This window comes from Neorhizobium sp. S3-V5DH (assembly GCF_004343065.1).
Lineage (GTDB): Bacteria > Pseudomonadota > Alphaproteobacteria > Rhizobiales > Rhizobiaceae > Neorhizobium > Neorhizobium huautlense.
Genome location: NZ_SMCL01000011.1, coordinates 134,548 through 150,504 on the forward strand (window position 1 = coordinate 134,548; position 15,957 = coordinate 150,504).

The window sequence follows — 15,957 nt, forward strand, 5'->3', positions numbered from 1 at the left end:
CATCTCCCGGAAACCCTAGATTGATCGGGGAACTGGGTTCATGGCAACTAGCAGCATCTGGCGTCCGCGGTTCACGCGGCTTTTAATCGTTCCGGTCGCACATCCGCAGACCCGGGCTGCATCCTCATAGCTCGAACCCCGGAACATGACGTGGTCAATGGCAATCCTGTTTATTGGAGGTAGAGCCCAGTAGGCTCTTTCGAATTCGCTCATGGAAACAGCCCATTCCTGCGGTGGGGCGACAGCCGGCAATTCGGATATGCACGCCTCCAGTCCCACGACCATGCGTTTGCGGGCGGCGTAGCGGGTGCAGAAGGCGTTCCTCGCGATCGTGAATACCCACGACTTCAACCTCGTACCATCCTGAAATTTGTCGAGGTTGGAGAGTGCTTTTATCATAGTGTCTTGAATAAGATCCTCCGCGTCTACAGGATCAGGCTCGAAACGCCGCGTAAACGCACGAAGTGCTGGAAGCAGCGCCACAAGTTCATTTCCGAGGTGATCACGCCTGGATCGTGACATAGCCGTCTCCTTGTTGGTAAGACTAAAGAACCAGGACCTTGCGCCTATTGTTCCAAAACATCCGCGCCGGGGGAAACTGGCGGATGCTGGTCAACCTGATCGAGAACGCCCTTCCTTCATCTGCGCCTGGGCCCGCTGACTTGGGGCTGATGCCGGGGCATCCTAAGTGATAAGACTGATCTCTGCGGTGAACAGCGATGCGCTGTACGATCTCTCGCGTGTTGCGATTTTGCGATCTTTGCAACGATGTGGTGAACGCGGTGCGGGGCGAACTCCGTTTTGGGCAATGTGGTAGGTTCGCTTCGCCGTTCTATCACCTAGTGAACCGTACCAGGCAAAAGGTCGGTGAAGCGGAGAGTCTGCCTCAAGGCGCCGAGCGGCATTCTTGAACGGACAATTAGGAACTACTAAATTCTTCGTATCACTTCGGCAGATGGAGGACCCAATGACTGGCAGTCTGTTCAGCCGACCTCTTTTTGTGCAAAGACAGCACTTCGTTCAGGAGGTAGGTTGCCTCGACGACATCTTTGACTTCCTGGAGGAGTGGCCTGCGGACAAGCGGGATATGGCGTATGAGACCATGCTGCGGGCTTGTCGCGACGCTGCGGTTGGTCGGTTTCCACTCGGGGCATTGCGCGACAATTTCAGGCGCTTTCTCAAGAAAAACGGCCTCCTGGTAGAGATCGAGTCCGTACCGGTCGTCTCGCGCGGCTCCAGCGACCGGAACGTAGATGGAATGTAGGTGCTGTCGTGTAGTCGTTCGCGACTGACGGCGGTCTGGGGCCGAGCCGGGAAACGACTTTTGCTCTGTGCTATACTACGAGCATATGGAGCAGTTTCTCGAACAGGCCCGAACTATAGCGCGGCGATCAGGATACGATGGGTACCCTGGGGGCGCTGGCGACATAACAATATTGAAAGTATCTGAGGACGAGCGGAGTAGCCCCTTTCGCCGGAGCTACCGTCTGCCTTGCTGACAGCAGAAGCAGAAGGCTTTCCGACACTTCAGCACAGTTCGTCCCAGTGTCTTTTAGGGATCTGTTTGATTCAGCAATACGAATCACGATTCGTTGCTGGGCGCGCAGCTGTCGTTCGGTGGAAAAGCAATGTATTGTGCCAGTGCTGTTCGGAAGGCATGAGCGGCAGGCCCAAGCGGTTGATCCAGGCGGTGGGCAATAAACGCCTCCGCTGACACCTGGCTGTTCCGGCCGAGTGCCATAGCGGCCACCCGCACCAGATGCCCTTTCCTCAGATCGCGCTCGACCAGCCACAAGGGCAGGCGCCCCCATCCCAAGCCCGCCAGGATCATGGCACGTTTGGTGTCCTGGCTGCTGACACGACAGGTCTGGGGCGACAGGATCCCGAAACTGCGCCCTTCCGACAGAGGGGTGGGATCGGCTAAGACAATCTGAAGATGGTCGGCAAGATCGGGCAAGCCGAGATCGTCGCTCTTTGAACGCAGCCCCAACGGATGCACTGGTGACACCACAGCTACCTGTTCTATGGAGGAGATAGCCTGGAGTTCAATCCGCGGATCGCGGAAATCCTCGCCTACAACAATGGCAAGCGCGCTACGCTTCTCGATCAATGCCCTGATCGGTCCCCCGAGGGGCTCGACCGCCAGCCGGATCGACACCGAGGGGTAGGTCACGCGCATCTCCGTCAATGCCGCACCCACGGCTGAGATAGGAAACAGGGCGTCTACCGTGAGAGATAGCTCGAGCTCTACACCTTCACCCAGATCACGGGCTCGTGCCCGCATGGCATCGACCCGGAGAAGAATCTCTCGGGCGTTGGCCAGCAGCGCCTGCCCCTCAGGGGTCAGCGTCGGGCGATGCCCGCTCCGGTCGAACAGAGTGACCCCGAGTTCAGCCTCCAGATTGGCAATGGCGTGGCTGATGGCCGATTGGACTCGTGACAGTCTTGCAGCGCCGGAGCGGAAGCTGCCGCTGTCGGCCACAGTCACGAAGACCCGCAGTTGATCCAACGTTAGTACATCCAGCATGATCTATCCTATCGATCAAACTCATGAATCTTATCTCACTCCCGCATACCAAGCAAAAGGATATCCTCTCCGCATCACATGAGAAGCAGCAGAGGAAAAAGCAAATGACGAAGGTGCTGGTGCTATACTACTCGTCTTATGGTCATATCGAAACGATGGCGAAGGCCGTGGCCCAAGGAGCGAGAGATGCTGGAGCTGTCGCCGTGGTCAAACGTGTTCCGGAGCTTGTTCCTGATCACATTGCTGAGAAGGCAGGATATAAGCGCGATCAGCCCGCGGATATCGGGACCGTGGCCGAACTGCCTGACTATGATGCAATCATCTTCGGCACGCCCACGCGCTTTGGCAATATGGCCTCGCAAATGAAGAATTTCCTCGATCAGTGCGGCGGCCTCTGGTTCGAGGACAAGCTGGTGGGTAAGGTCGGCAGTGTCTTCACCTCCACCGGCAGCCAGCATGGTGGGCAGGAAAGCACGATCTTGTCCGTGCACACTGTCCTGTTCCATCTTGGCATGGTGGTGGTGGGGCTGCCATACACTTTTAAAGGCCAAGGCCGCATGGACGAGATCACCGGCGGCTCGCCCTACGGCGCCTCGACCCTCGCCGACGACGGCAAGGGGGGAGATCGGCAGCCCAGCTTCAATGAACTGGAGGGCGCACGCTTTCAAGGCCGTCATGTAGCCAACATCGCCCGTGCGCTGGCGGCTGCCCGGCTGACGGAGGCGGCTTGATGGCAACAGCATGCGCAGCGACCCCGCGCAATACGCACTGGGGTGTTATCAGCGTGGTGGTCGGATCTGGTATCATCACCGCACTTCAGGTTGGCAAAACCTCCATCGCCACGCCCATACTGCAGTCGGACCTAAACCTTGAGTTCGCAGCGGCAGGCTGGTTGACGGGAATCTTCGCTGTTCTTGGGCTGGTTGGCGGGATTCCCGCCGGCTCGCTCGTAGTTCGCGCGGGGGATCGCCGCATTCTGATCCTCGGCCTGGCTTCAATCGTTTTGGGCACTATCATCGGCGCGATAGCGCCCAGCTATTCGGTGCTTCTCGCTTCGCGGGTTCTGGAAGGCTTCGGCTTTCTTCTGGTTACTGTTGCCGGGCCGGCCATCCTCGGCCGGGTGGTAAGCTCCAGGCAACGCGATCTCGCTTTCGCGCTGTGGAGTTGTTTCATGCCGGCCGGCATGGCGCTTGCCATGCTCGTTGGCCCTCTATTCAGCGACTGGCGCATGCTCTGGTGGGGCAGTGCCGGCCTCGCGGCAGTCGCTATTCTTGCTGGGTGGGCGGTACTCCCACCAGCTCTAGGCCAGAGGTCAGTCGCGTGGAGGCGCACGATCTCCGACGCGTTGCACGTCATGACAAGCAGGAGACCAATCCTGCTAGCGGCTTGTTTTGCCTGCTACAGCACAATCTTCTTCGCCCTCTTCAGCTTTCTCCCAGTGCTTTTGATGGAGGACATGAAGGTCGCGCACAGCACCGCCGGGCTGCTCAGTGCGCTGGCGAGCGGCGCCAACATTATCGGCAACCTCGGAGCGAGCTACCTGCTGGCGCTTGGTGCCAGCCGTTCCTTAATTCTGATCGGAGCATATCTGATCATGGGCCTGGCCGGGGTCGGTGTTTTTCTAGAAGTCTTTGGCCCTACGCCGACCTTCCTGCTCTGCCTCTTATTCTCTGCCATTGGGGGGCTGATCCCGGCGACTCTAATCTCATCCGCCCCTCACTCGGTGCCGTCCGCTGCGCTTGCTCCTGTGGCAATCGGACTTCTAATGCAGGGCAGCAATCTCGGTCAGCTAATCGGTCCTGCCGCAGTCGGTGGTGTAATCGGGATCTATGGGTGGGCGGCCGCCGCTGGTATCGTGCTGATGGCCGCCCTGATGGCTACTATCACTACGATGGTCACCAACTTCAATGAGACCCGGATCCGGTGAGTACGCCGAAGCCCGTCCCCGCGGTCTCCACCCTTCGGTCTCCACCCCTGAGGCGAGGGCGGTAGGCGTCCGCCTGCCATCGCCCCGCTTCGGGGCGCTCATGGAAGTCCAGATCTCAGTTGCCCTCATCGGGGCGGCTGCAGTGAGACCGGCATGGGACGCGCTTGCCCTCGCCATCGATTTCGAAGAAGCTCGCAAAGAAAGTGCAGGCATTGGGAAGCCAGGCCTCCAACCGTCACGGAGAAGCCGCAGCCTGCTGTGCCAGGCGACTTCCCTCACGCCGCGCTGGAGCAGGCGGATCACGGCCACGCCGATCGGAAGGTCGGGCTCATTCTCCATCGGATATCAGGAAGAAGGGGACAAACCGGACTCCCTTGACGTCGACGATCGGGCGCTTGCCGCGGTTGAGCCGGCGAAGCCGTTTTCGGTGCGGGCGAAAGCGCTCAATCGATCGCAGCCACGTGGCGATTTCCTTGTCCTGCCAATTTGGACATCACCCAAGGCGACCTCGATTCGGCTGGCCTGACCGAAGACCGGCAACGCAGGCGCCGCCTCGATCTTGATCCCGCAACGTCCGCCATCGGCTTTTTTCCGCCGCCTGCGGCTTTGCATCGCGAGACAAAAAAGCCGTCGCCAGCCGCCCTCCACGTTGTTCCGGTCCCGGAGGATGCGGGCCGATCGTCCACGGGTCCATCGACCGCCATCGAGGCCGCGATGGGCGCGGCCCGATCAGCAGAAGGAAATCACGACATGGCTACCATCGGCACTTTCACCCGCACCGAAAACGGCTTCGCCGGCTCGGTCAAGACCCTCACGATCAACGTCAAGGGGGTCCGGTTCGTCCCGATCGAGGAGCCGGTGGAGAATGGCCCGGTCTTCCGGGTGTTCGCCGGAGCCGCGGAGTTCGGAGCGGCGTGGAAGATACGGGCTAACGATCGTCAGCGCCACCAGCCTCATGGATGCCGGTTTCGAAGAACGACTGAAACAGCTTGGCGCCTCCGTGATCTTGGTTGAGGACAAAAGCCGGACCGGCAATCAGAACGGCCGTCTTGCAGAATTGCAGAGGGTACGCTTCAGCGCCTTCAGCATTGCAGCGAGCTCTGCATTCGTACCGTGTGTGTGATCCGCCCGATTTTGACCGGGAAAGCTCTTCAGTCGCGCCTACTGGTCACGACTTTCCCACATGAATCGAGGATCTCATAGCGGAGCTCTGGGCGCCAATAGCGACCAGGGACTGCTATTGGGAACCACCGACGGTCGCCCAGGAAGGTATCGACGACACTGTCGCCGGCGTCTGCGGCGCGCGCGTCTGGCCGCAGGCCGAATGCCTGGCTCATGATCAGAAGACTGCGGGGCGGCGACAATCGACCTCACTTCTCAGGAGACCACGTCGCCCGCGAGTACCCAGCCCCCAAAAAATTAGCTCAGACCACCCCGAATACGGTTGGCGTCCTTGGCATTGATGATCGCGCAGTAGATGTTGGCTTGGCTTTCTGAAAGATCGACTAAACACCATGTCGATGGAATAGCCGGCCGGTCGGTAAAGGTGTCATACACTGTCCAGCTGCGATCGCGTTCTTGGCGAACGGCAAATCTCGATGATAGGGCGGCCATTCAATCCTCATGAAGGATGGCAACGGCCGGGATGGTCCCTGCGTACATCGATCTCAGTCATCGTAGCACTTATCGAATGCTGGGTCTCAACGCGTTTACGTTCGCATACGGCCACCCCACGATCGAGTGGTGAGCAAAGAGAAGGTCCAGGCGTTTTTCCCGCCCGGGCCTCCAAACAGTCTGTCGAGAACTTCATAGGGTCACGTCCCACTGGGGGAAGCAACCGACTTAAAGGAGTAGGCTCTCCGCGTAGTTCGCATCGTCGGCCCTGAAATGACCGGTAACCGGCCATCCAGATGGCGCAGCGCTCTGTATGCAAATTCCGAGGCAAACCGCCCCCTGATTCCGAAATGATCTCGCCCCTCCATTCCGAGAAATAGTCGCCCCCTTGTTCCGAGATGATGCCGCCCCCTTTGGCAGGGATGTGGCGTGGGTGTTCTGCCGGTGTGAAGTTCCTTCCGTCGATGTTGACGAGGAAGGAACGGGATGCCTGCGGAGAGACTGGAGATGCGGCGTGTCCGCGAGATACTGAGATATCGTTTCGAACAAGGACTGGGCCACAAATCGATTGCGGTTCGGGTCGGGGCAGCACCGTCGACGGTGCGCGAGACGCTGCGGCGGGCAACGGTTGCGGGTCTTTCGTGGCCGTTGGATGATGACGTGAGCGATGCCGTCCTGGAGGCGGCGCTTTACAAGGCGGCCGGGACGAAGACAGGTCATCGTCGCGCGCCGGAGCCGGACTGGGCGCAGGTCCATCGCGAGCTGAAGCGCAAGCACGTGACGCTGCAAATTCTCTGGGACGAATACATGAGCCGTTATCCCGACGGCTACCGCTACAGCCGGTATTGTGACCTCTATCGCGGCTGGGCGCTGAAGCTGCCGGTGACGATGCGGCAAGATCATGCTGCCGGCGACAAGCTGTTCGTCGATTATGCCGGCGACACGGTCACGGTCGTCGTTGATCGGCTGTCGGGCAAGACGCGACAGGCGCACTTGTTCGTGGCGGTCCTGGGAGCGTCCAGCCTTTCGTTTGCGCAGGCGCGCTGGACAGAGACACTACCCGATTGGATTGAATGCCATGTCCAGGCGCTGGAGTTTTTTGGTGGTGCGCCAGCCTTGCTGGTTCCCGACAATGCCAAGGTGGCGATCATCAAGGCATGCCACTTCGATCCCCAGGTCAACAGGACCTATAGCGCAATGGCGGCGCACTATGGGAGCGCCGTCCTTCCGACGCGGCCGCGGCGGCCGCGCGACAAGGCGAAAGTGGAGCCGCGGTTCGCATTGTCGAGCGGTGGCTGCTGGGTCGCCTGCGCCATCGGGTCTTCTACAGGCTGGCCGAGGTGAATGCGGCGATCGCCGAATTGCTTTGCGACCTCAACGACAAGCGAGTCCTGCGCCGGGTTGGCGTTACCCGTCGTCAACTGTTCGAAGAGCTTGATCGTCCGGCTTTGCGGCCCTTGCCTGTCGAGCGCTATGTCTTTGCCGAATGGCGTGTCCGGCGTGCCGGGCTGGATTACCACGTCGAGATCGAACGGCATTATTATTCAGTTCCCTATCGCTTTGCCCGCGAGCAAGTAGAGGCGCGCATCACCGCCAATACAATCGAGATATTCCACAAGGGCGAGCGGATTGCCGCTCACCGCCGCTCGAGCGGGAACGGCAAGCACACGACCATCCCCGATCATATGCCCTCGGCGCATCGTCGGTTCGCCGACTGGACGATCGAACGCATTCGACGCGAAGCCTCTGCCATGGGGCCGGATGTCGACCTGTTGTGCGAGCGCATCCTTGCCGACCGGCCGCATCCCGAGCAGGGCTTTCGCGCCTGCCTCGGGATTATCCGCCTTAACAAGAGCTTGGGCCGCGACAGGGTCAATGCCGCTTGCGCCCGAGCGCTGGAGATCGGGGCCCGGACCTATGGTTCGGTGCGCTCCATCCTCGACAACCACCTCGACCGGACGGCGAGCTCGAATGGAGCTGCCTCGCACGGACCGATCCACCACGAGAACATCCGCGGACCTCGCTATTACCACTAAGGAGAACGAAGAATGCTTGCTCATCCAACACTTGATCGACTGAACGCCATGGGCTTGGCCGGCATGGCCAAAGCCTTCGGCGAACTCGTAGCCAACGGCGAGGCCGAACATCTCTCGCATGCCGAATGGCTCGGATTGCTGCTCGAGCGGGAATGGAGTTCCCGTTACGACCGCAAACTTGCGGCGCGTCTCAGGTTCGCCAAGCTTCGTCATCAGGCGACCCCGGAAGATGTCGATTATCGTGCCGAACGCGGCCTCGACCGTGCGCTTTTTATGAAGCTGCTCGGTGGTGACTGGATCGGCGCGCACGACAATCTCGCTATCTGCGGCCCCTCAGGCGTCGGAAAGAGCTGGTTGGCATGTGCCCTCGGCCATAAGGCTTGCCGCGACGATCGCTCGGTTCTGTATCAACGTGTCCCTCGGCTCTTTGCCCAGCTCGCGCTCGCCCGCAGTGACGGCAGATACGCCAGGCTGCAACGCACCCTGGGCCATGTTCAGGTCCTGATCCTGGACGACTGGGGTCTTGAGCCGCTCAACGAACAGGCCCGTCACGATCTTTTGGAAATCCTCGAGGACCGCTACGGCCGCCGATCGACGATCATTACCAGCCAGCTCCCCGTATCCGCCTGGCATGGCGTCATTGGGGACCCCACCTACGCCGACGCCATCCTGGATCGCCTTGTCCACAACGCCCACCGCATCGAACTCAGCGGAGAAAGCCTACGTCGAAATCTGCCTCGAAAAGCTTGACACCAGGATTGAACGAACTGACAACAATCACTGCCTGCAGACCCCGCTGAAACAGGGGGCGAGATCATCCCGGAATCCGGGGGCGCAATCATCTCGGAACAATGGGGCGGATTCATCGGAATCGGCACTCTGCAGTCTCGTCATCCAGATAGGGGCAAACGATAGTGCTTTGCTCGAGGGAGGCGGCATGCTTCCCTTCCTCGAAGATCTCTTGTCTCTCGTGGTGCGTCAGTGGCATGCCGCAGAACTTTTAAGGGGATGCCTCTGTTCCACCCATCGCCCTGACCACGCGAGGACGGCCGATGATGCCGTTTCTCGATCCTTGGAAAGTCTTTTCTGGCCAGGGCCTTACCCGGGCGGAACTTTATTCAGCGCTTTGCCGGCTCCCCTGTTCGAGGCTCAGTCGAGGCGTCAACGGCCGCGTCGTCTCCCGGGTGATTTTTGTCTTTGCCCGGGTTTTGATAGGGCTGTTGTTCGGGCTTCTTCTGCTGCTCGTCCGGCTTTTTCTCGTTTGGCATTTGCTGGCTCCTTGTCGCGGATCGCGACGGACTCACAATCCTCCAGTCGATAGTTCGTTCCGGATGTTCCTCGCCCCGGCCACAATCGCAAAGGCCCGTGTTTGCGCGCGGCCTCTCACCGATGTAGATCCTGTGACCTGAGATTTCAGGTCTATATCGAGGATATATCGATGGCGAAGGTCAGCAGGGAAGAACTGATCGATGCGGCTGGTCAGTTCGTTGAAGCGATGCGGGAGGACTTTGAGCGTTCATTCGAACTCGTGGATTTCCGGTCCTACGCCCGGGTCTAGCGCGGCTGGCGCGACGCCGACTGGCACGACATGGAAGGCGAGGCGGCCTTGATCCAATACTTCAACGGTCATTACGACCTGGAGAGGCAGCCGATCGGCATGCGCTGGGACTTCATCAACAATACGGTGGAGAGGCAGATCAAGCTGGATAGGCCATTGCCGTAACAACACCGCGGCTACTCAGCGACCACCTTGATGCCGAGTTGGCGAGCACCATCAATAAATGCTTTTCTTCCCTCCCGGATCGTCCTCGCCCCGCGAAGAACGTCGACGAGAGTGTTTCTGATGGTGGTCACGGTGTGGATGTCGGACGTGGGCCATAGATCGAGTGAAATCAATGCCGCCTCTGAGTTCGGTACCGTTACTGTAGGCCCATCTGGGATTCTGAGAGTAACAGGCTGATGCCATGGTTTTGGATCACGCATGCAAGGCTCGCAATTTGAATGGAAAGGCCTGCCCGAAAGCAAGCCTTTCCTTCAACATCATCACGGGAGAAGCGGGCCGAGGGTCGGCGTGGAGACCACTCGCTTCTTGATCCTAACTAGAGGGGGCGAGAAACGTTCCACCCTGATGAATTACCGCGTTATGGGTAAAACACAGGCGGGAAAATGCCTGCAAGCGCATCGTGGGCGAACACCTCAGGCAGAGTGTTACCGTCAACATCACATAATCGGATGCTCCAGAGCTTGAACTCCTTACCTTCTCGCAGGCACTGAGCCGCAAGCTCCCGAATTGCCGAGACCGCCTCCGATTCAGCGGACTGAAGATCAGCATGATCGCTTCCGTCCGGGTCAACGATGAGTTGCTCTAGGTAGTTTTGATGAAAATAGATGAGTGGCATTGGCGGCGCTCTTTAAGGGACGAGACAACCAACAACCCATTACCGTGACAGTTCCCGTCCGGAGCAAAATCGCGGCAGATCAGCTTAAAAGACAATGGCAAGTCGTCCGGCCAGCGCGGCAAACCGATCGGTCCGCGGGATGGCCGGCGTGATCGAACAGCTGGAACTTAGGGCCGCTTTTAATTTCCCGCGCCGGCCCTGATCAGTTCAGCAATGGTCAGGGTACGGGTGGAACTTTGCCGCCTCCTTCGCGGGAAGACGTGGGCAAGTAGATAATACAACCTAGTCATCGAAGCTCTCCAACAGACGGCGTCACGGAGAGCGAACTCGGGATGGTCGAGGAAGGGAAAAGTCCGCCCCCGTGACACTACAAAACGATTGGCCCTCGGTGATGTTTCTCGGGTCATCCGATATGATGAGCGCGTTGGGGATCTCACCCATTTGGGTGACGCGGCAGGCTCGCAGTACCCGTCGCCCCTAAACACAGAGGATGGGGTCCGCGCCGGTCCGCCAGGACGCGAACCCCACTGCCGACGCAGTACAGAAACAAGAAGGGCGGGTCGGTTCGTTTTTCCCGTCCGACCCGCCAACAGTCAGTTTGGCGAGGTCCTTTTAGCAAACACGAGATTGCGATTAGCGTGAAATTTCCGTGACATAGATCGAACGATTTATACCGGGCTGCTGGCTGATCGCCTCCCCCGCGGGTCAGTTCACCTTCTTCCCGGTCACATCAATCACCGACCGATAAACCTTCGTCACATCGGGAAAGCGCGTGCTCGTCTCATTGCAATCCGGGCAGGGCGTTCCCGTTGCTCCACAGCCGCAGCCATGCGTCCCTGTCCACGGCCGATTAGGGTGGATCTCACAAACCCATCCCGTATCCCGGCAGGCGTTGCATCGCAGCATCGCGAGTTCCTATTCGGCAGGTGATTGCGTCCGGGATCGTAGCGCGTCGATGAGCCGGGAACGAGAATATCGATTGATCTAGATACCTTCGCCGCCCTCATGCGGCACGAACCACCTGATGAAGCATTGAAAGGGTCTGGGGACTGATGGCAGGGAATGACGATATGGCGAATGGAAACGACGTGAACCGCATATATACGGACGCCGTAACCGCCCAGCTTCGCGAGCGGGTCACCAACCTTGGCCGGCGCCAGACGGATCTTGAAGCCGAGATGCGCGCTGGCTTCAAGGCCATGGAAAACGGGATGACGACGCTGGCGAGCGAGATGCGGACCTCAGTCGCCGCGCTCTCTGCCAATCTCGCAGAACGAAGTCGGCCGCAATGGCAGGCCTTGAGCGTCGTCCTGGCATTCGCCGCCATGCTCGGCGGTCTGGCATACCTCCCCATTCGCGAGGCAACAAGCGACCTGAAATCAAGCGTAGCACTGCTCACTGATAAAATGGTGACGCAGAAGGAACTGGAGTGGCGAACGGCGAGAGGAGCCGAGGACCGGCAGAGAAGCGAAGCGATGATCAAGGAGCTTCGGGAAGAGCAAGTTCCTCGCAAGGAGCTCGATCGCGTCTTCAATAGCTACGATGAACAGCGCGCGGATATCCAGCGGCAGTTGGATGAAGTGAAGCAGGCTCAGGGAAGCGTCTACGGCGCGAGGGATATCCTGCTTGACCTTCGGGAGCGGATCGATCGAATGGAGCGCCAGCGGCTTTCAGCCGCCGGTAGTTAGAATGGATCCACAACTAAAGACCGGGAGCGCGGAACCGAGTCGTACGGCTCGATGAAATGAGTGTGATGGTTTACCTTATCGTTGCTAAGCTTGATCACGTATAGCAGCAGGATTGAAATGAATCACCGTTGAATCGGCCTTCGTACTAGGGAAGGTGAATGTGAATTCCGGCGCATTAGGATCCGGCCGCTTCGCCTTCGAGGGCTTGGTTTGCTTGCCCGGCTCGAAATACTCGCGAGAGACATGGCCCAATGACGGTAGCGCAGGCCTGCGTCCTTTGAACCAGTCGGAAATTGTCACGATCTGCAACCGAGGGAGATGACCATGAGCGGTTTCAATGAAGCCGAACGAAGCGGCCTCGGCGTTCATTTCACGAGTGGCGTCTTTCAGGCAGATGAAGAGGCCCATCTCAGCGCGCTCGCGGTCGATTACCGCCTTGAATTCGCGGACATCTTTGGCACCAACGTTCTGCCCGCCCTTTACAGATGTCAAAATCCTCCCCCAACCACGCGGACCGTTCATGAAAAACATTTGGCCGTCAATCCCGCGATCCGGCCCTTTCTTGATCTCTTTGAGGGCCTCTGTTTAAGACTCCCCAGGATGAAGCGGCTAGCGCTCAAGTTGAAGCGTTCAGGGACACTTGGACGTGGGGCAACGAAGCTCAGTGGGCAATTGACGAGATTATGATGAATGGCGGCCCGGTCGCCAATATTGTTCACGCACTTCATTCAGCTTTGGGCGAAAGCGACATGATGGCCTACCTAGTCATGATGGCCCAGCGGTTGTCGGAACTGCGCCGCGTGCTTCGAAACACCGGATCGCTTTACTTGCACTGTGATCCGACCGCGAGCCACTACCTGAAGATCGTTCTGGACGCGATATTCGGCCCTGTGATGTTCGATGCTGAAATTATATGGAAGCGTACGAACGCCCGGAGCACCACAGGGAAGTGGCCGCGGCTGCATGATGTCATCCTGGTGTACAAAGGCAGCAGTATCCGGAGCTTCAATCCACAAATGATGAAGGGCGATGCACAAAAGCTGCCGCACACACTGATTCTCGGAAAGGATGGCCAAAAGTACCAGACATTCGAGCTGACCGGAGCTGGTGTGACCAAGGAAGGTGAAAGCGGCAAGCCGTGGCGAGGATATGATCCGACACCCCTCGGCCGCCATTGGGGAAAATCGGTCGCTGAACTGGAGCGCCTCGATCTCGCCGGCGAAATTCATTGGCCCAAGAATGGCGGGTGGCCGCGGCGCAAGGCCAGCGAACCCTTTGTGCCGGAAAATCGCATGATCACTGTCGGAGATGTTTGGACCGATATTGATCGCCTCAACCAAAAGGCTGCAGAACGTCTCGGATATCCGACCCAAAAGCCAATAGCGTTGCTCGACCGTACTATTCGTGCATCCTCGAATTCCGGCGATGTCGTGCTAGATCCGTTTTGCGGGTGCGGTACCACCGTTGCAGCCGCGCAAGCCGCCGGCCGGCGGTGGATTGGCATAGACGTCGCCTATCATGCGATTAGGGTCATTGAGGGAAGACTAGAGTCGATGCCCGGCGCCGTTAGCTATGATCTGGGCGGGATACCTCGCGACTTCGAAGCTGCCATGCGTCTCGCCCAACGCGACAAGTATCAGTTTCAGTGGTGGGCAAACTACCTCGCACAAGTGAGGAAGTCAACATAAGTGTGTAATACATGCTAACGATCTGATAAATATGCACATAAACGCTCGAAATCCACTTTCGTTCCGCCTTCCAAATACAAATTCTATCCTCCGGCTGCCTTGTTGGAGCCGCTCAATAAAGCAGGGTTACCGACCGCGACGATGCGATCAGCGATGCGAGGGCCACGGTCAGCGAGAACGCGAAGGCAACGTAATATCGGATCATGGATGCTCCCGGCGTTTCCAACAAGACGTGCCCTACCTGGAGCGCTTCATCTCTATGTCAAGAAATTGGGCAGTCGCCAGTCATTCCAGTTTTCGCTTCATCGCCTTCAACAGAGCGTCAAGCTCTGCGTTGTTGACGTTCGCCAGCATGAGGTTGTCCGCAACCTCGATGATAGCTGCGAGCGCTTCCGCCTCGCTCCATCCTGCGGCTACGGCTGCTTCGATCACGTCTTGTATGGGAAGCTCGACCGCCATCTGGCAGTGCAGGTGACGGTTCTCGTCATCAGGTAGAACGGGTGGGGGAGGGATATCTACCATGCCCAAGGCAAATGCAGATCGGGGATTTAGTAGCACTCAAGGCCGCCGAAGCAGAGGGAAGGGCTTCGGGCCGGCGAAGTGAGCCTTGTAGGATTCGACAATTGCCGGACCGGCAAGGGTATGGTCTTCCTTGGTTATGGCTACAAATCTCTCAGACCTGAGAATCAAACCTTCACTTCTCGCCGAGCTCAAGCAACTCGGATTCGAGAGGGCGGAGGATCTGCAACATCTGCCTTCTGCGGAAATCTTAAGAATACCAGGAATGGGTGGCAGTGACTGGCGAAAGATTGCCGCCGCCATGGGCCGTGAACCCCATTCGACTTCCAGGAAATGTTAGTAACCGCGCCACCTCACATCGCACCAGCGATTCCCTGTGTTCGGCCAGGGTTGGGCAAGGCCTTCTTTCACGAGTACCTTGCCAGCGTCTCGTCCGTCAGGAGGCATAACCCTTACGAGGGCGCGGCGGTCGGATGTCCGATCCTTCCCTCCGCTGTCGACGAGGCGATATCCTTTCGCCATCAGCGACTGAAGCCGCAGCTTCGCTTTCTCACCGATTTCCTTCTCCCGTTCGCACTCCGCCTCAAACGTCTCCGGAGTGTCGATATCCAGCAGCCGCCATTTCACGCCTCGCTCCCACCCCGTATCGCCGTCGACGAGGCAGGTGACGAGACGGGCGGCCCGGTCTCCCCCGGAACATTCCTCAATTGCTGCGGCAGGTTGGGCAAGCAACCAGAGCGAAGACGTTAAAAGTACGTAAAGTAGTCTAATCATTCGCTGACAATCAATGATGCGGCAATTTCGATCGCCTCCGATCGCTCTGAATTGGGCCTATGCGGATAATGCTCCCAACACCACCAAGTCGGTGTTTCCCCGCGCGATCGCGCAAATCCAAAGCCTCCCCATTTCCCGCAGCCATCAATGCAGCAATAATGATTGACGTGAATACTGGCGGCCGGGTTAGCTGAGCGGCTTTCGTCAGTCATAGCAGAGTCGGCTCTTTGTCCTCGTCGGCCGCCTGCTCCATCTTTGGCAGCAGCACGAGCTGATCATCGGGCAGGGGCCGCTGAAGCGTTTTCGCTTCCTCCCACGGCGCCGTCAGCCACGCCTCGACCTCTTCCTCAGTCTTCAGGATCACCGGCATGGCCTTTGGATGGATCGGCGCGACGATGCTGTTCGGCTCCGTTGTCAGGAAGGCAAATAGGTCGCAGGTGATCAGCCCTTCCTTGACCTTCCGAACGCATTGCCAATTGCGCACCCAGAGCCCCGCGAAGAACATCAGTGGCTCGGTTTCGTCCCCGGCAAACCAGGCGTTCGGAGTTCTTCCGCCTTCGACCTTGCTGGCAGGGTCAGACTCAGCGAACCGTGTCACCGGCACGACGCAGCGGTTCTCTAGCCCACGCTCCCTGGTGTCCCAACCACGTCCAAGAATAGTCCTCGATCCGTCATACAATCTAAGCTATAGCGTGTTCTTCAACTCGGCGCGCGGGGCGTGTGATGAGGAAGCGGTTAAGTGACGAAAGAATTACCGTAAACGCTGTCGCCGGGAGTTACGTGGT

General features: G+C 58.7%; 16 protein-coding genes and 2 pseudogenes. 9 read left to right on the plus strand and 9 right to left on the minus strand.

All coding sequences use genetic code 11. From position 1 onward, the window contains the following. Positions 1 to 15: 15 nt before the first annotated feature. Positions 16 to 522 carry a sigma-70 family RNA polymerase sigma factor gene (locus EDE09_RS16660; RefSeq protein WP_132411840.1) on the minus strand — a complete coding sequence of 169 codons (507 nt, stop codon included), beginning with the start codon at positions 520 to 522 and terminating at the stop codon, positions 16 to 18. Positions 523 to 967: 445 nt separating this feature from the next. Here EDE09_RS16660 and EDE09_RS16665 point away from each other — a divergent pair, with 445 nt between their 5' ends. Continuing rightward, entirely contained in the window at positions 968 to 1,264 is a 297-nt protein-coding gene (locus EDE09_RS16665; protein WP_132411842.1) for a DUF982 domain-containing protein, read from the plus strand. A 318-nt stretch (positions 1,265 to 1,582) separates the two neighbouring features. On the opposite strand, the gene EDE09_RS16670 is transcribed toward EDE09_RS16665, so the two are convergent. Next, the gene (locus tag EDE09_RS16670; protein ID WP_132411844.1) at positions 1,583 to 2,527 is read right to left on the minus strand and encodes a LysR family transcriptional regulator; all 945 of its coding nucleotides are present in this window, start codon (positions 2,525 to 2,527) and stop codon (positions 1,583 to 1,585) included. 104 nt (positions 2,528 to 2,631) lie between these two features. On the opposite strand from EDE09_RS16670, the gene wrbA reads away from it, so the two are divergent. From wrbA to EDE09_RS16685, 3 genes are all read left to right on the plus strand, one after another. Beyond that, on the plus strand, positions 2,632 to 3,258 hold the full coding sequence (wrbA, locus tag EDE09_RS16675) for an NAD(P)H:quinone oxidoreductase (protein WP_132411846.1): 627 nt from the start codon (positions 2,632 to 2,634) through the stop codon (positions 3,256 to 3,258). Beyond that, complete coding sequence (locus EDE09_RS16680) at positions 3,258 to 4,454, plus strand: MFS transporter (RefSeq protein ID WP_132411848.1); 1,197 nt, start codon at positions 3,258 to 3,260, stop codon at positions 4,452 to 4,454. Before wrbA ends, EDE09_RS16680 begins: the two co-directional genes overlap by 1 nt. Positions 4,455 to 5,204: 750 nt before the next feature. Beyond that, positions 5,205 to 5,468 carry a DUF736 family protein gene (locus EDE09_RS16685; protein WP_132411850.1) on the plus strand — a complete coding sequence of 88 codons (264 nt, stop codon included), beginning with the start codon at positions 5,205 to 5,207 and terminating at the stop codon, positions 5,466 to 5,468. A gap of 405 nt (positions 5,469 to 5,873) precedes the next feature. Here EDE09_RS16685 and EDE09_RS16690 read toward each other — a convergent pair whose 3' ends face one another. Then, a complete protein-coding gene (locus EDE09_RS16690; protein ID WP_132411852.1) occupies positions 5,874 to 6,068 on the minus strand; it encodes a hypothetical protein in 195 nt (64 codons plus the stop codon). A gap of 507 nt (positions 6,069 to 6,575) precedes the next feature. Between EDE09_RS16690 and istA the strand changes: the two are divergent. Next, positions 6,576 to 8,104 (plus strand): annotated as a pseudogene (gene istA / locus EDE09_RS16700) (IS21 family transposase). 12 nt (positions 8,105 to 8,116) lie between these two features. After that, the gene (gene istB, locus EDE09_RS16705; RefSeq protein ID WP_132411856.1) at positions 8,117 to 8,854 is read left to right on the plus strand and encodes an IS21-like element helper ATPase IstB; all 738 of its coding nucleotides are present in this window, start codon (positions 8,117 to 8,119) and stop codon (positions 8,852 to 8,854) included. A gap of 368 nt (positions 8,855 to 9,222) precedes the next feature. Here istB and EDE09_RS28220 read toward each other — a convergent pair whose 3' ends face one another. Together EDE09_RS28220 and EDE09_RS16715 are read right to left on the minus strand one after the other, a co-directional pair. Beyond that, positions 9,223 to 9,372, minus strand: coding sequence for a hypothetical protein (locus tag EDE09_RS28220; RefSeq protein WP_162712240.1), 150 nt, complete (start codon positions 9,370 to 9,372; stop codon positions 9,223 to 9,225). A gap of 873 nt (positions 9,373 to 10,245) precedes the next feature. After that, the gene (locus tag EDE09_RS16715) at positions 10,246 to 10,503 is read right to left on the minus strand and encodes a hypothetical protein (protein WP_132411860.1); all 258 of its coding nucleotides are present in this window, start codon (positions 10,501 to 10,503) and stop codon (positions 10,246 to 10,248) included. 1,070 nt (positions 10,504 to 11,573) lie between these two features. Here EDE09_RS16715 and EDE09_RS16725 point away from each other — a divergent pair. Then, positions 11,574 to 12,191 carry a hypothetical protein gene (locus tag EDE09_RS16725; RefSeq protein WP_245505173.1) on the plus strand — a complete coding sequence of 206 codons (618 nt, stop codon included), beginning with the start codon at positions 11,574 to 11,576 and terminating at the stop codon, positions 12,189 to 12,191. A gap of 84 nt (positions 12,192 to 12,275) precedes the next feature. Here the strand turns inward: EDE09_RS16725 and EDE09_RS16730 are convergent, their stop codons facing one another. Beyond that, positions 12,276 to 12,722, minus strand: a complete 447-nt coding sequence (locus EDE09_RS16730; protein WP_165924201.1) for a site-specific DNA-methyltransferase — start codon at positions 12,720 to 12,722, stop codon at positions 12,276 to 12,278. A gap of 155 nt (positions 12,723 to 12,877) precedes the next feature. Between EDE09_RS16730 and EDE09_RS16735 the strand changes: the two genes are divergently transcribed. Continuing rightward, positions 12,878 to 13,879, plus strand: coding sequence for a site-specific DNA-methyltransferase (locus tag EDE09_RS16735; protein WP_245505174.1), 1,002 nt, complete (start codon positions 12,878 to 12,880; stop codon positions 13,877 to 13,879). Positions 13,880 to 14,164: 285 nt separating this feature from the next. Here the strand turns inward: EDE09_RS16735 and EDE09_RS16740 are convergent, their stop codons facing one another. Beyond that, on the minus strand, positions 14,165 to 14,401 hold the full coding sequence (locus tag EDE09_RS16740) for a hypothetical protein (RefSeq protein ID WP_132411867.1): 237 nt from the start codon (positions 14,399 to 14,401) through the stop codon (positions 14,165 to 14,167). A gap of 136 nt (positions 14,402 to 14,537) precedes the next feature. Between EDE09_RS16740 and EDE09_RS28690 the strand changes: the two genes are divergently transcribed. Further along, complete coding sequence (locus EDE09_RS28690; protein ID WP_132411869.1) at positions 14,538 to 14,738, plus strand: hypothetical protein; 201 nt, start codon at positions 14,538 to 14,540, stop codon at positions 14,736 to 14,738. Here EDE09_RS28690 and EDE09_RS16750 read toward each other — a convergent pair. Both EDE09_RS16750 and EDE09_RS16760 read right to left on the minus strand, forming a co-directional pair. Continuing rightward, entirely contained in the window at positions 14,735 to 15,172 is a 438-nt protein-coding gene (locus EDE09_RS16750; protein ID WP_132411871.1) for a thermonuclease family protein, read from the minus strand. The genes EDE09_RS28690 and EDE09_RS16750 overlap by 4 nt on opposite strands. Positions 15,173 to 15,380: 208 nt before the next feature. Beyond that, a pseudogene (locus EDE09_RS16760) lies at positions 15,381 to 15,797 on the minus strand (SOS response-associated peptidase family protein); the annotation flags it as partial. Positions 15,798 to 15,957: the final 160 nt, after the last annotated feature.